The organism is Sinorhizobium alkalisoli (assembly GCF_008932245.1).
Lineage (GTDB): Bacteria > Pseudomonadota > Alphaproteobacteria > Rhizobiales > Rhizobiaceae > Sinorhizobium > Sinorhizobium alkalisoli.
On the sequence record NZ_CP034909.1, the window covers coordinates 1,081,077 to 1,095,786 of the forward strand.

10 protein-coding genes and 1 tRNA gene are annotated in these 14,710 nt (G+C 60.9%); all 11 read left to right on the plus strand.

The annotated features are described in order from the left end of the window. Positions 1 to 163 precede the first annotated feature (163 nt). Positions 164 to 826 carry a hypothetical protein gene (locus EKH55_RS05330; protein ID WP_069456476.1) on the plus strand — a complete coding sequence of 221 codons (663 nt, stop codon included), beginning with the start codon at positions 164 to 166 and terminating at the stop codon, positions 824 to 826. A gap of 214 nt (positions 827 to 1,040) precedes the next feature. Beyond that, a complete protein-coding gene (locus EKH55_RS05335; protein WP_069456477.1) occupies positions 1,041 to 1,940 on the plus strand; it encodes an NAD-dependent epimerase/dehydratase family protein in 900 nt (299 codons plus the stop codon). A gap of 289 nt (positions 1,941 to 2,229) precedes the next feature. Beyond that, positions 2,230 to 2,305: transfer RNA gene (locus tag EKH55_RS05340), tRNA-Trp, on the plus strand. A 191-nt stretch (positions 2,306 to 2,496) separates the two neighbouring features. Next, positions 2,497 to 2,697 (plus strand): preprotein translocase subunit SecE, encoded by a 201-nt coding sequence (secE, locus tag EKH55_RS05345; protein WP_069456478.1) that lies wholly within the window; start codon positions 2,497 to 2,499, stop codon positions 2,695 to 2,697. A gap of 16 nt (positions 2,698 to 2,713) precedes the next feature. Then, the gene (nusG, locus tag EKH55_RS05350) at positions 2,714 to 3,244 is read left to right on the plus strand and encodes a transcription termination/antitermination protein NusG (RefSeq protein ID WP_069456479.1); all 531 of its coding nucleotides are present in this window, start codon (positions 2,714 to 2,716) and stop codon (positions 3,242 to 3,244) included. A gap of 204 nt (positions 3,245 to 3,448) precedes the next feature. Further along, on the plus strand, positions 3,449 to 3,877 hold the full coding sequence (gene rplK, locus EKH55_RS05355; protein ID WP_069456480.1) for a 50S ribosomal protein L11: 429 nt from the start codon (positions 3,449 to 3,451) through the stop codon (positions 3,875 to 3,877). Between the two features lie 4 nt (positions 3,878 to 3,881). Continuing rightward, positions 3,882 to 4,580 carry a 50S ribosomal protein L1 gene (gene rplA, locus EKH55_RS05360; protein ID WP_069456481.1) on the plus strand — a complete coding sequence of 233 codons (699 nt, stop codon included), beginning with the start codon at positions 3,882 to 3,884 and terminating at the stop codon, positions 4,578 to 4,580. Between the two features lie 328 nt (positions 4,581 to 4,908). Next, positions 4,909 to 5,427, plus strand: coding sequence for a 50S ribosomal protein L10 (gene rplJ / locus EKH55_RS05365; RefSeq protein ID WP_069456482.1), 519 nt, complete (start codon positions 4,909 to 4,911; stop codon positions 5,425 to 5,427). 58 nt (positions 5,428 to 5,485) lie between these two features. Next, complete coding sequence (rplL, locus tag EKH55_RS05370) at positions 5,486 to 5,863, plus strand: 50S ribosomal protein L7/L12 (RefSeq protein ID WP_069456483.1); 378 nt, start codon at positions 5,486 to 5,488, stop codon at positions 5,861 to 5,863. A gap of 263 nt (positions 5,864 to 6,126) precedes the next feature. Further along, complete coding sequence (gene rpoB / locus EKH55_RS05375; protein ID WP_069456484.1) at positions 6,127 to 10,269, plus strand: DNA-directed RNA polymerase subunit beta; 4,143 nt, start codon at positions 6,127 to 6,129, stop codon at positions 10,267 to 10,269. A gap of 187 nt (positions 10,270 to 10,456) precedes the next feature. After that, positions 10,457 to 14,662, plus strand: a complete 4,206-nt coding sequence (rpoC, locus tag EKH55_RS05380; RefSeq protein WP_069456485.1) for a DNA-directed RNA polymerase subunit beta' — start codon at positions 10,457 to 10,459, stop codon at positions 14,660 to 14,662. The last annotated feature ends 48 nt before the right edge of the window (positions 14,663 to 14,710 follow it).

Here is a 14,710-nt window from a genome sequence, read left to right on the forward strand (position 1 = left end):
CTTTAGGGTCGACAGCGTCGCACGTGTGATGTTTGCAACAGTACGGACCCGGTTCGGTCTCCTGCCGCCGATTATCGCAAGGCCTTTGCCGCCGATCTATGTTATCCTCCGATCCCGATGAATGCCCGTGTGGCACGGCTGCGGCCGAGGATCGGAATCCGAAATGAGAAGACGTATCGCTGTGCGGTTCGCCGCTGCCGGCATCGCTTTGATTTGCGTGGGCCCTCTCGCGCCGGCATTGGCGGGCGAGGACGGTCCGCTTGTCTGGGCGCCCTCAAGGACCGGCGCCAACGCCTATAAGCTGCGGCTCGGCCTTCGCTCGGTGGGACGGTGGGAGGCAGCGAGCGGTGCCGAGCTCGCTATGAAAGCGGCGCCGTCCGGCAAAATCGTCCCACCCGAGGCCCCGGTTCGGCTCTGGGGATCGGTCTCACGCCAGAATGGACCGCGTGCAGCGGCACGCTCCTCACGCGTTAGCATGGGCTTCAATCCCCTAACCGGTACCGGCAATGTCGGTGCCGGGACCGCAAGGACCTGGATCGTCACGCCGACAGTGGATGCGGAGGTCCAGCGAAACATAGCCGTTCAGTGCAATGTCTATGAAAAGCACTGCGATCAACCGAAGCTGACGCAATCCGCCAGGCTTTCCTCGACCGCAACCAAGACCTCGATTGCGGTGGAGAGCGGCCTATCGGCTGGAGGCTTCAGCGGTCTTGATAGCATTGGCGTCGAACAGGGGGTGGGTAATCTTATGCTCGGGGCCGCTGTCGCCGACCCGTTGCTGGCGCCCCGCAGCCTGTTTACCCTGCGCTACAGCTGGAAGTGGTGAGCCATGCAACGACGTGCATGAAAACAAAGAACCAAAGCGCGTTGGCCCAGACGTCGGAGCCGATCGTCGGAAAGCTCGATGCGCAGACGCAAGGAGTTACTGTGACCTTTGCGCGCCCGAAAAAACGCGCGACCCTGCAAGGGTATAGGGCTCGCATCTTGCGCAAGGAGGTGGAGCAACTAATCTGTTCGTGTCTTTTCAAGGGGGAGGCGTCATGAAGAAGCGCATTCTGTTTACTGGCGGGGCCGGCAAGGCTGGGCGGCACGCCGTGCCCTATCTCGTCGATGCGGGCTATGAGGTGCACAATGTCGATCTGGTGCCGCTCGACAGCCCGGGCGTCACCAATCTGATCGCCGACATCACCGACAGCGGTCAGATGTTCAACGCGCTTTCCATGCATCGGGATTTTCCCGATCTCGATGCGGGGAGGGGGCAGCAAGCCTTCGACGCCGTCGTTCACTTCGCCGCCATTCCGCGCATTCTGATCAAGCCGGACAACGAGACCTTCCGCGTCAATGTGATGGGAACCTATAATGTGGTCGAAGCGGCGGTGAAGCTCGGAATTCGCAAGATCATCGTCGCTTCCAGCGAAACGACCTACGGCGTCTGCTTCGCTGAGGGCCACCGGGACTTCCATCACTTTCCGCTCGAGGAAGACTACGACGTCAATCCGATGGACTCCTATGGGCTCTCGAAGGTGGTGAACGAGCAGACGGCGCGAGCATTCGCGGAGCGGTCCGGTTTCGATGTCTACGCCCTGCGCATCGGCAATGTGATCGAACCGCACGAATACGAGCACTTCCCGCATTATTTCGCGCACCCGGAAATCCGCAAGCGAATTGCCTGGAGCTATATCGACGCCCGCGACTTGGGGCAGATCGTCAAGCTTTGTATCGAAAAGGACGGGCTCGGTTTTGCAGTCTTCAACGCCGCGAACGACACCGTGTCCGCGGACACGCCGTCTCGCGAACTTGCCAGGCGTTACTATCCGAATGTCCCCTTCAAGCGGGAGATCGGCGAGTTCGAGGGGCTTCTTTCGAATCGCAAGATTCGCGAGGTGCTCGGCTTCAAGGAGGAGCATGACTGGCGCAAGTACGTGCGCGTCGACCGCTGAGTTTGTTGATCCGATCGTACCGGATCTGGAGCATCGATCCGAACATCGGAAAGCACGATGTGCAGGGTCGAAGAGCTACAGCAAGCTTTGCGCGTCTGAAAAGACGCGCGCCGTTGTGGGGCGACGGGTTGCCGATAAGGCGCAATAGACCCTCGCGGGAGCGGGCGCCGAAATTATCCGGCAACTTTTTCTGCTTTTGTTGCAAATGCGCTTGAAAGCGCCCGTCAAACTGAATATGAAGCCGCTGACTTGAAGCGTTTCCCGTGGTTTTGGCGAGCGCTACAGTCATAGGGGTATAGCTCAGTTGGTAGAGCGGCGGTCTCCAAAACCGCAGGTCGGGGGTTCGAGCCCCTCTGCCCCTGCCAGCCATTTCATTCTTGCCTCGTAGTTCCGATTTGGTCAGAATGTTCGGCGGGCGGCTTGGCCGTCATATTCACAAAAAAGACTGATTGGCTCTTGTGGTTTTCAGAATCGGTCTTTATGTAGGGTCCAAACAGACACGCGGTGCGTGGGGCTGAAAGCTCGGCTTCACGCGCCGTAATGGCGTGAGCATTCAATGGCATCGAAAACGAATCCGTTTACGTTTCTGCAGCAAGTGCGCTCCGAAACGTCGAAAGTGACTTGGCCTTCGCGGCGCGAGACAACGATCTCGACGCTGATGGTCTTCGTCATGGTCTCTCTTGCCGCCGCCTTCTTCTTTGGTGCGGACCAGCTGTTGGGCTGGCTGATGAGCCTCGTCCTCAACGTTGGCGCTTGATTGGGTGGAGAGTAGCATGGCTGCGCGCTGGTATATCGTTCACGCCTATTCGAATTTCGAGAAGAAGGTGGCCGAATCCATCGAGGAGAAGGCCAGGCAGAAGGGTCTGACGCATCTGTTCGAAAAGATTCTCGTGCCGACCGAGAAGGTCGTCGAGATTAGGCGCGGGCGCAAGGTCGACGCGGAGCGCAAGTTCTTCCCGGGCTATGTGCTCGTTCGCGCCGATCTGACGGATGAGGCCTATCACCTCATCAAGAACACGCCGAAGGTCACCGGATTCCTCGGGACCGACAGCAAGCCCGTGCCGATTCCGGACTACGAGGCGGAGCGCATTCTCGGTCAGGTCCAGGATGGCGTCGAGCGTCCGAAGCCGTCCGTGTCCTTCGAAATCGGCGAGCAGGTTCGCGTTTCGGATGGTCCGTTCGCCTCCTTCAATGGCATTGTTCAGGATGTCGATGAGGAGCGGTCGCGCTTGAAGGTCGAAGTGTCGATCTTCGGCCGTGCGACCCCTGTCGAACTGGAATACGGGCAGGTCGAAAAGGTCTGAAGGCAGATTTCAGAATGGGTGGGCGTCAGCCTGCTCGGCGGAGCGATCCGCATGCGCGTGGGAGATGTCCGGTCTTAGCCGGGTCGGATTGTCGCAACCACGCAACCGCAGCCGCCGATCGCTCGATCGGCAAAGGGCCGGGCAACCGGCTAACAGTTCCTGCCTCGAACGCGTTCGGGGAGGGGCAATGAGAGGCAGAGAGAAATGGCTAAGAAAGTTGCAGGCCAGCTCAAGCTGCAGGTGAAGGCCGGCTCGGCGAATCCGTCGCCGCCGATCGGTCCTGCGCTTGGTCAGCGTGGCATTAACATCATGGAATTCTGCAAGGCGTTCAACGCCGCCACGCAGGAAATGGAAAAGGGTATGCCGATCCCGGTCGTCATCACCTACTACCAGGACAAGTCCTTCACCTTCGTCATGAAGCAGCCGCCGGTCAGCTACTTCCTGAAGCGCGAAGCGAAGGTCCAGTCTGGCTCGAAGACGCCGGGCAAGGCCAAGGCCGGCTCGATCTCCAAGGCTCAGATCCGCACGATCGCAGAGGCCAAGATGAAGGACCTCAACGCGGCCGATATCGAAGGCGCAATGGCAATGGTCGAGGGCTCCGCCCGCTCCATGGGCCTGGAAGTGACGGGCTAAGACCATGGCGAAGATTGCAAAGCGTGTACAGAAGACCCGTGAGGGTGTCGATCCGGCGAAATTCTACGGCCTTGCCGAAGCCGTGACGTTGATCAAGGAGCGTGCGACGGCGAAGTTCGACGAGACGATCGAAGTCGCCATGAACCTCGGCGTCGATCCGCGCCACGCGGACCAGATGGTCCGCGGTGTTGTCAACCTGCCGAACGGCACCGGCCGCTCGGTTCGCGTTGCCGTTTTCGCCCGTGGCGCCAAGGCTGACGAAGCCAAGGCGGCTGGCGCCGACGTCATCGGCGCGGAAGACCTGGTCGAGATCGTTCAGGGCGGCAAGATCGACTTCGATCGCTGCATCGCCACCCCGGACATGATGCCGCTCGTCGGCCGTCTCGGTAAGGTTCTTGGGCCGCGCGGCATGATGCCGAACCCGAAGGTCGGCACCGTCACCATGGACGTGACCGGCGCGGTCAAGGCCTCCAAGGGCGGTGCGGTCGAGTTCCGCGTCGAAAAGGCTGGTATCGTTCACGCCGGTGTCGGCAAGGCGTCCTTCGATGCCAAGGCGCTGGAAGAAAACATCCGTGCTTTCGCCGACGCAGTCGTCAAGGCGAAGCCGACCGGCGCCAAAGGCAACTATGTCAAGCGCGTCGCCATCTCGTCGACCATGGGGCCTGGCCTCAAGATCGATCCGGCAACGCTCAGCGTCGCCTGATAAATTACGGGGCTTCGGCCCGGCACAGAATTCCCGGCCCTTCGGGGTCGGGAATGTCCGGACGTAGAGTCCGGATTCCTGTCCGAGATTGCGGGTGGTTTTACCTTAATCACCATTGCCCGCATGAGACGGGTAAGATCTGAATTTCAAGACGCCGGACGCGTCGGAATTCGGTTCGAACCTTCGCTTGCCTTGTGTCTGACCCGGGACCTCCGGGGACGCCAGGGGACAGGATCCTTAAGCGTTGCTTGGGATCGTCGTTTGATCCCGGTGACAAGGCAAACCCGGCAGGGCTGCGAAGAGCAACCCTGTCAACTGGAGACAGACAGTGGAAAGAGCGGAAAAACGCGAATTCGTCACGGAGCTGAACGAAGTCTTCAAGGCTTCCGGTTCGGTTGTCGTGGCCCACTATGCTGGTGTCACAGTCGCGCAGATGAACGACTTCCGTTCGAAAATGCGCGCCGCTGGCGGCACCGTCAGAGTCGCGAAAAACCGCCTGGCCAAGATCGCTCTTCAGGGTACGGAGTCTGAAGGGATGATCGATCTCTTCAAGGGTCAGACGCTGATCGCATTCAGCGCGGATCCGATCACGGCTCCAAAGGTCGTCATGGACTTCGCCAAGACCAACGACAAGCTCGTTGTTCTCGGTGGCGCCATGGGGGCAACCACGCTCAACGCCGAAGGCGTCAAGTCGCTTGCGACTCTGCCTTCTCTCGATGAGCTGCGCGCGAAGCTGCTGGGCCTCCTCAACGCCCCGGCAACCCGCGTCGCGACGGTTGTCGCAGCACCGGCAAGCCAGCTTGCCCGCGTGTTCTCGGCCTACGCCAAGAAGGACGAAGCCGCCTGAGGCGGAATTTCGCTGTTGTAGATAAAACCAGTTCGAACCGAACAAAAGGAAAAGTAAAATGGCTGATCTCGCAAAGATCGTTGAAGACCTGTCCTCGCTGACCGTCCTGGAAGCTGCTGAGCTTTCCAAGCTGCTCGAAGAAAAGTGGGGCGTTTCTGCCGCTGCTCCGGTAGCCGTTGCTGCTGCTGGCGGGGCTGCTGCCGCTGCTCCGGCTGAAGAAGAAAAGACCGAGTTCGACGTCATCCTGACGGATGCCGGCGCGAACAAGATCAACGTCATCAAGGAAGTCCGCGCCATCACCGGCCTCGGCCTCAAGGAAGCCAAGGACCTCGTCGAAGGCGCTCCGAAGGCGGTCAAGGAAGCAGTTTCCAAGGCAGAAGCTGCCGACCTCAAGAAGAAGCTCGAAGACGCTGGCGCCAAGGTCGACGTCAAGTAATTCGACGAACTGCGAAGGGAGGGGGCCCTTGCGGCCGCCTCTCTTTGAACGTTTTTAGAACATATTACCCAAAAGCCTGTCGAAACGGCTTTTGGGTAATGGGTTCTTCAAGAGGATGGTCTCGATCGGGAGAGAGCACAGCAATCCGCGCTGTCGTCTTCCGGAAGCTGGACGAGATTGAACTACTCATTGATTGACGGGGTCGACTGGCCATCGGTTCCCGTCCGTTGCAGGCCCGGATGCAAGATTGACAAGGAGCGACGATGGCTCAGACCCTTTCGTTTAACGGTCGCAGGCGCGTACGCAAGTTTTTTGGTAAGATTCCAGAAGTCGCGGAGATGCCGAACCTCATCGAGGTTCAGAAGGCGTCTTACGACCAGTTCCTCATGGTGGAAGAGCCCGCAGGCGGGCGTCCGGATGAGGGACTTCAAGCCGTTTTCAAGTCGGTATTTCCGATCAAGGATTTCTCGGGTGCTTCTATGCTCGAATTCGTATCCTACGAATTCGAACCGCCGAAGTTCGACGTCGAAGAGTGCCGCCAGCGCGATCTGACCTATGCGGCGCCGCTGAAGGTGACACTGCGCCTGATCGTGTTCGATATCGACGAGGATACGGGCGCCAAGTCGATCAAGGACATCAAGGAACAGAACGTCTACATGGGCGACATGCCGCTCATGACGGACAACGGTACCTTCATCGTCAATGGCACCGAGCGCGTCATCGTCTCGCAGATGCACCGGTCCCCGGGCGTCTTCTTCGATCATGACAAGGGCAAGAGCCATTCGTCCGGCAAGCTGCTCTTCGCCGCGCGCGTCATTCCCTATCGCGGTTCCTGGCTCGACATCGAGTTCGACGCCAAGGACATCGTCCACGCCCGCATCGACCGCCGCCGCAAGATTCCGGTGACGTCGCTGCTGATGGCACTCGGCATGGATGGCGAGGAAATCCTCGATACCTTCTACACCAGCTCGCTGTACCAGCGCGACGGTGATGGCTGGCGCGTGCCGTTCCAGCCGGATGCGCTGAAGGGCCAGAAGGCGGTTACCGACATGATCGACGCCGATACCGGCGAAGTCGTGGTCGAGGGTGGCAAAAAGCTGACGCCGCGTCTGCTGCGGCAGTTGCAGGATAAGGGCCTGAAGGCGCTGAAGGCGACCGACGACGATCTCTACGGCAACTATCTTGCCGAGGACGTGGTCAACGTCGAAACCGGCGAGATCTACCTGGAAGCCGGCGACGAGATCGACGAAAAGACGCTTCCGGTCATCCTCGAGGCTGGCTTCGACGAGATCCCGGTTCTCGATATCGACCACATTAATGTCGGCGCCTATATCCGTAACACGCTTGCCGCCGACAAGAACGAAAACCGGCAGGATGCGCTCTTCGACATCTACCGCGTCATGCGTCCGGGCGAACCGCCGACCATGGATTCGGCGGAAGCCATGTTCAACGCGCTGTTCTTCGATGCGGAACGTTACGATCTTTCCGCCGTCGGCCGCGTCAAGATGAACATGCGTCTGGACCTCGACGTCCCGGATACGGTTCGTACGCTGCGCAAGGAAGACATCCTGGCGGTCGTCAAGATGCTCGTCGAACTGCGCGACGGCAAGGGCGAGATCGACGACATCGACAATCTCGGCAACCGCCGCGTCCGCTCGGTCGGCGAACTGATGGAGAACCAGTATCGCCTGGGTCTCCTACGCATGGAACGGGCCATCAAGGAGCGCATGTCCTCGATCGAGATCGACACGGTCATGCCACAGGACCTGATCAACGCGAAGCCGGCAGCCGCCGCGGTTCGCGAGTTCTTCGGTTCCTCGCAGCTTTCGCAGTTCATGGACCAGGTGAACCCGCTTTCGGAAATCACCCATAAGCGCCGCCTTTCGGCTCTCGGCCCGGGCGGTCTGACGCGCGAGCGCGCCGGCTTCGAAGTCCGCGACGTGCATCCGACCCATTACGGCCGCATCTGCCCGATCGAGACGCCGGAAGGTCCGAACATCGGTCTCATCAACTCGCTCGCAACCTTTGCCCGCGTCAACAAATACGGCTTCATCGAGAGCCCGTACCGCAAGATCGTCGACGGCAAGGTCACGAACGACGTGGTCTATCTCTCGGCGATGGAAGAGGCCAAGTACCACGTCGCACAGGCGAACTCGGTCCTTGACGATGACGGTTCCTTTGCGGAGGAATTCGTCGTCTGCCGCCATGCCGGCGAAGTCATGCTGGCGCCGCGCGACAACATCAACCTGATGGACGTTTCGCCGAAGCAGCTCGTTTCGGTTGCTGCCGCGCTCATCCCGTTCCTCGAGAACGACGACGCCAACCGTGCGCTCATGGGATCGAACATGCAGCGTCAGGCCGTGCCGCTTCTGAGAGCCGAGGCGCCGTTCGTCGGCACCGGCATGGAGTCGGTCGTGGCTCGCGATTCCGGCGCCGCGATCGCCGCCCGCCGTGGCGGCATCGTCGACCAGGTCGATGCGACGCGTATCGTTATTCGCGCCACCGAAGACCTCGACCCGTCGAAGTCGGGCGTCGATATCTACCGCCTGCAGAAGTTCCAGCGGTCGAACCAGAACACCTGCGTCAACCAGCGTCCGCTGGTCACGGTCGGCGACGCTGTCAACAAGGGCGATATCATCGCAGACGGTCCCTCGACCGATCTCGGCGATCTGGCGCTCGGCCGCAATGCGCTCGTCGCTTTCATGCCGTGGAACGGCTACAACTACGAGGACTCGATCCTGCTTTCCGAGCGGATCGTGCGCGACGACGTGTTCACCTCCATCCACATCGAGGAGTTCGAGGTGATGGCGCGTGACACCAAGCTTGGTCCGGAAGAAATCACGCGCGACATTCCGAACGTGTCGGAAGAGGCGCTGAAGAACCTCGACGAGGCCGGCATCGTCTACATCGGGGCCGAGGTCCAGCCGGGTGACATCCTCGTCGGCAAGATCACGCCGAAGGGCGAAAGCCCGATGACGCCGGAAGAGAAGCTTCTGCGCGCCATCTTCGGCGAAAAGGCGTCCGACGTGCGCGACACGTCCATGCGCATGCCGCCCGGCACCTTCGGCACGATCGTCGAAGTGCGCGTCTTCAACCGCCACGGCGTGGAGAAGGACGAACGCGCGATGGCGATCGAGCGCGAGGAGATCGAACGGCTTGCCAAGGACCGCGACGACGAACAGGCGATCCTCGATCGCAACGTCTATGCGCGTCTGATCGACATGTTGCGCGGTCACGTTGCCGTCGCCGGCCCGAAGGGCTTCAAGAAGGGCACCGAGCTTTCGAACGCCGTCGTCAGCGAATATCCGCGCTCGCAGTGGTGGATGTTTGCCGTCGAGGACGAGAAGGCCCAGGGCGAAATCGAAGCCCTTCGCGCCCAATACGACGAGTCCAAGTCGCGCCTTGAACAGCGCTTCATGGACAAGGTCGAGAAGGTCCAGCGCGGCGACGAGATGCCTCCGGGCGTCATGAAGATGGTCAAGGTCTTCGTCGCGGTGAAGCGCAAGATCCAGCCGGGCGACAAGATGGCCGGCCGTCACGGCAACAAGGGTGTCGTGTCGCGGATCGTGCCGATCGAAGACATGCCGTTCCTTGAAGACGGTACGCATGTCGACGTAGTGCTGAACCCGCTCGGCGTGCCGTCGCGCATGAACGTCGGCCAGATCCTGGAGACGCATCTCGGCTGGGCTTGCGCCGGCATGGGCAAGAAGATCGGAGCGATGCTCGATGCGTATAAGGCGGGCGCTGATATCCAGCCGTTGCGCGACACCATCGACAGTGTCATCGGTTCCGGTCCGAAAGGCGAGCCGATCAAGCATTACGACGACGAATCGATCGTTCGACTCGCCGAGCAGACCCGCCGAGGCGTTTCGATCGCAACGCCGGTCTTCGACGGTGCTGTCGAAGCGGACGTCAACGAAATGCTGGAGCAGGCGGGCCTCAAGGTGACCGGTCAGTCGACACTCTACGACGGACGCACCGGGGACCAGTTCGACCGCCAGGTGACCGTGGGCTACATCTATATGTTGAAGCTCAACCACCTGGTCGACGACAAGATCCACGCTCGCTCGATCGGTCCGTACTCGCTCGTTACCCAGCAGCCGCTCGGCGGCAAGGCGCAGTTCGGCGGCCAGCGTTTCGGCGAAATGGAGGTCTGGGCTCTGGAAGCCTACGGTGCTGCCTACACGCTCCAGGAAATGCTGACGGTCAAGTCGGACGACGTGGCCGGCCGCACCAAGGTCTACGAGGCGATCGTCCGTGGCGACGACACGTTCGAGGCGGGCATTCCGGAGAGCTTCAACGTTCTCGTCAAGGAAATGCGCTCGCTGGGCCTCTCGGTCGAGCTGGAGAATTCCAAGGTCGAGGACCTCGGCGCCACGGCGCAACTGCCGGACGCAGCGGAGTAAGACGACATCAGGTGCGTGCCGCGAGCGCGGCGCGCACCGTATCCGCCGCCGGGCATTTCGATTGCCCGCGGCAGGAAAAGGGCCGCACGCGATGCGGTTTTAGCCGTTTATGGGGCAGGGGCCGGCGCCCGGGATTTGCCGGCACCCTCGCCAAGCTCAGGGCGTAATGCCCGCAAAGGAGACAGGCATGAACCAAGAGGTCATGAATCTTTTCAATCCGCAGGTGCCTGCACAGACCTTCGATTCCATCCGGATTTCGATCGCGTCGCCGGAGAAGATTCTTTCCTGGTCTTACGGTGAGATCAAGAAACCGGAGACGATCAACTACCGGACCTTCAAGCCGGAGCGCGATGGTCTGTTCTGCGCCCGCATCTTCGGACCGATCAAGGACTACGAGTGCTTGTGCGGCAAGTACAAGCGCATGAAGTACAAGGGCATCATCTGCGAAAAGTGCGGCGTCGAAGTCACGCTGTCGCGCGTACGCCGCGAGCGCATGGGCCATATCGAGCTCGCCGCCCCGGTTGCCCACATCTGGTTCCTGAAGTCGCTGCCGAGCCGCATCGCGACCCTGCTCGACATGACGCTGAAGGACATCGAGCGCGTTCTCTATTTCGAGAACTACATCGTCACCGAGCCGGGCCTGACGTCGCTCAAGGAAAACCAGCTCCTCTCCGAAGAAGAGTACATGATCGCCGTCGACGAGTTCGGCGAGGACCAGTTCACGGCCATGATCGGCGCCGAGGCGATCTACGAGATGCTCGCTTCGATGAATCTCGAGAAGATTGCCGGCGATCTGCGCGCGGAAATGGCTGAAACGACATCCGATCTGAAGCAGAAGAAGCTGATGAAGCGGCTGAAGATCGTCGAGAACTTCATGGAATCCGGCAATCGTCCGGAGTGGATGATCATGAAGGTCGTTCCCGTGATCCCGCCGGACCTGCGTCCGCTGGTGCCGCTCGACGGCGGCCGTTTCGCGACCTCCGACCTCAACGATCTCTACCGCCGCGTCATCAACCGAAACAACCGTCTAAAGCGGCTGATCGAGCTGCGTGCGCCGGGGATCATCATCCGCAACGAAAAGCGCATGCTGCAGGAATCCGTCGATGCGCTGTTCGACAACGGCCGCCGCGGCCGCGTGATCACCGGCGCCAACAAGCGTCCGCTGAAGTCGCTCTCCGATATGCTCAAGGGCAAGCAGGGCCGCTTCCGCCAGAACCTGCTCGGCAAGCGCGTCGACTATTCCGGCCGTTCGGTCATCGTGACCGGTCCGGAGCTGAAGCTGCACCAGTGCGGCCTGCCGAAGAAGATGGCGCTCGAGCTCTTCAAGCCGTTCATCTACGCCCGCCTCGACGCGAAGGGCTACTCCTCGACCGTCAAACAGGCCAAGAAGCTGGTCGAAAAGGAAAAGCCGGAAGTCTGGGATATTCTCGACGAGGTCATCCGCGAGCATCCAGTACTTCTGAACCGTGCGCCGACGCTGCACCGCCTGGGCATCCAGGCCTTCGAGCCTATCCTGGTCGAAGGCAAGGCGATCCAGTTGCACCCGCTCGTCTGCACCGCCTTCAACGCCGACTTCGACGGCGACCAGATGGCCGTTCACGTGCCGCTGTCGCTCGAAGCGCAGCTCGAAGCCCGCGTGCTGATGATGTCGACCAACAACATTCTGCATCCGGCAAACGGTGCGCCGATCATTGTTCCGTCGCAGGACATGGTTCTCGGTCTCTATTATCTCTCGATCCTGAACCAGAACGAGCCGGGCGAAGGCATGGCCTTCTCCGACATGGGCGAACTGCACCATGCGCTGGAGACCAAGGCCGTCACCCTTCACGCCAAGATCCGCGGCCGTTACAAGAGCGTCGACGCCGAGGGCAACCCGGTTTCGAAGATCTTTGAAACGACGCCCGGCCGCATGATCATCGGTGAGCTGCTGCCGAAGAACCCGAACATTCCCTTCGACATCTGCAATCAGGAGATGACCAAGAAGAACATCTCCAAGATGATCGACACGGTCTACCGCCATTGCGGCCAGAAGGACACGGTTATCTTCTGCGACCGGATCATGCAGCTCGGCTTCTCGCATGCCTGCCGCGCCGGTATTTCCTTCGGCAAGGACGACATGGTGATCCCGGACACCAAGGTGAAGATCGTCGGCGATACCGAAGCGCTCGTGAAGGAATACGAGCAGCAGTACAATGACGGCCTCATTACCCAGGGCGAGAAGTACAACAAGGTCGTCGACGCCTGGGGCAAGGCGACCGAGAAGGTCGCCGAGGAGATGATGGCGCGCATCAAGGCGGTCGAGTTCGACGATAGCGGCCGTCAGAAGCCGATGAACTCGATCTACATGATGTCGCACTCGGGTGCTCGTGGTTCTCCGAACCAGATGCGCCAGCTCGGCGGGATGCGCGGCCTGATGGCGAAGCCGTCGGGTGAGATCATCGAAACGCCGATCATCTCGAACTTCAAGGAAGGCCTGACCGTGAACGAGTACTTCAACTCGACCCACGGTGCCCGCAAGGGGCTGGCCGACACCGCCTTGAAGACCGCGAACTCCGGCTACCTCACGCGTCGTCTTGTCGATGTGGCGCAGGACTGCATCGTCACGCACACGGATTGCGGTACCGAAAAGGGCCTCACCATGACGGCGATCGTCGATGCGGGTCAGGTCGTGGCGTCGCTCGGCCAGCGTATCCTCGGCCGTACCGCGCTTGACAACATCGACAACCCGGTCACCGGCGAGCGCATCGTCGATGCCGGCAAGATGATCCTGGAAGCCGATGTCGTCGAGATCGAGAAGGCCGGCATCCAGTCCGTCCGCATTCGCTCGGCTCTGACTTGCGAAATCCAGACCGGTGTCTGCGGCGTCTGCTACGGTCGCGACCTGGCTCGGGGTACGCCGGTCAATATGGGCGAGGCCGTCGGCGTCATCGCGGCGCAGTCCATCGGGGAGCCGGGCACGCAGCTCACCATGCGAACCTTCCACCTGGGTGGTACGGCGACCGTGGTCGACCAGTCGTTCCTGGAAGCCTCCTATGAAGGCACGGTTCAGATCAAGAACCGGAACATGCTGCGCAATTCCGAAGGCGTACTCGTCGCCATGGGCCGCAACATGGCGATCCAGATTCTGGATGAGCGCGGTGTCGAGCGTTCCTCGCAGCGCGTCGCCTATGGCTCGAAGATCTTCGTCGACGATGGCGACAAGGTGAAGCGCGGCCAGCGCCTCGCCGAGTGGGACCCCTACACCCGTCCGATGATGACGGAAGTGGAAGGTACCGTTCACTTCGAAGACGTGGTCGACGGGATCTCGGTTCTGGAATCGACCGACGAGTCGACCGGCATCACCAAGCGCCAGGTCATCGACTGGCGCTCGACGCCGCGCGGTACGGACCTGAAGCCTGCGATCGTCATCAAGGACAAGAACGGCAACATTGCCAAGCTTGCCCGCGGCGGCGAGGCCCGGTTCATGCTCTCGGTCGACGCGATCCTGTCCGTCGAGCCGGGGCAAAAGGTCAGCCAGGGTGACGTTCTTGCGCGTTCGCCGCTTGAAAGCGCCAAGACCAAGGACATCACCGGTGGTCTGCCGCGCGTTGCCGAACTGTTCGAGGCGCGTCGCCCGAAGGATCACGCCATCATCGCCGAGATCGACGGCACGGTTCGTTTCGGCCGCGACTACAAGAACAAGCGTCGCGTGCTGATCGAGCCGGCGGAAGACGGTGTCGAGCCGGTCGAATACCTGATCCCGAAGGGCAAGCCCTTCCATCTTCAGGATGGCGACTATATCGAGAAGGGCGACTACATCCTCGACGGCAACCCGGCGCCCCATGACATCCTGGCGATCAAGGGCGTGGAAGCGCTTGCTTCCTACCTCGTCAACGAGATCCAGGAAGTCTATCGCCTGCAGGGCGTTGTCATCAACGACAAGCACATCGAGGTCATCGTCCGGCAGATGCTGCAGAAGGTCGAAATCACCGATGCTGGCGACTCGACCTATATCGTCGGCGACAATGTCGACCGCATCGAACTCGAGGACGTCAATGATGCGCTGATCGAGGAAGGCAAGAAGCCCGCCTCCGGCGAGCCGGTCCTTCTCGGCATCACCAAGGCATCACTGCAGACGCCGTCCTTCATCTCGGCCGCTTCGTTCCAGGAAACCACCAAGGTCCTGACCGAAGCGGCGGTTGCCGGCAAGACGGACGGCCTGCAGGGTCTCAAGGAGAACGTCATCGTCGGCCGTCTCATCCCGGCCGGCACGGGCGGTACGATGACGCAGATCCGTCGCATCGCGACGGCGCGCGACGAGCTCATCCTCGAAGAGCGTCGCAAGGGCACGGGCGCGGATGCCGCGACACCGATGCTCGCCGACATGGCGAACGAGAACGCCGCGGCGGAGTGACCTGTTGGAGTTGGGGGGCGGTCATCGCCCTGCGTCAAGAATGAAAGA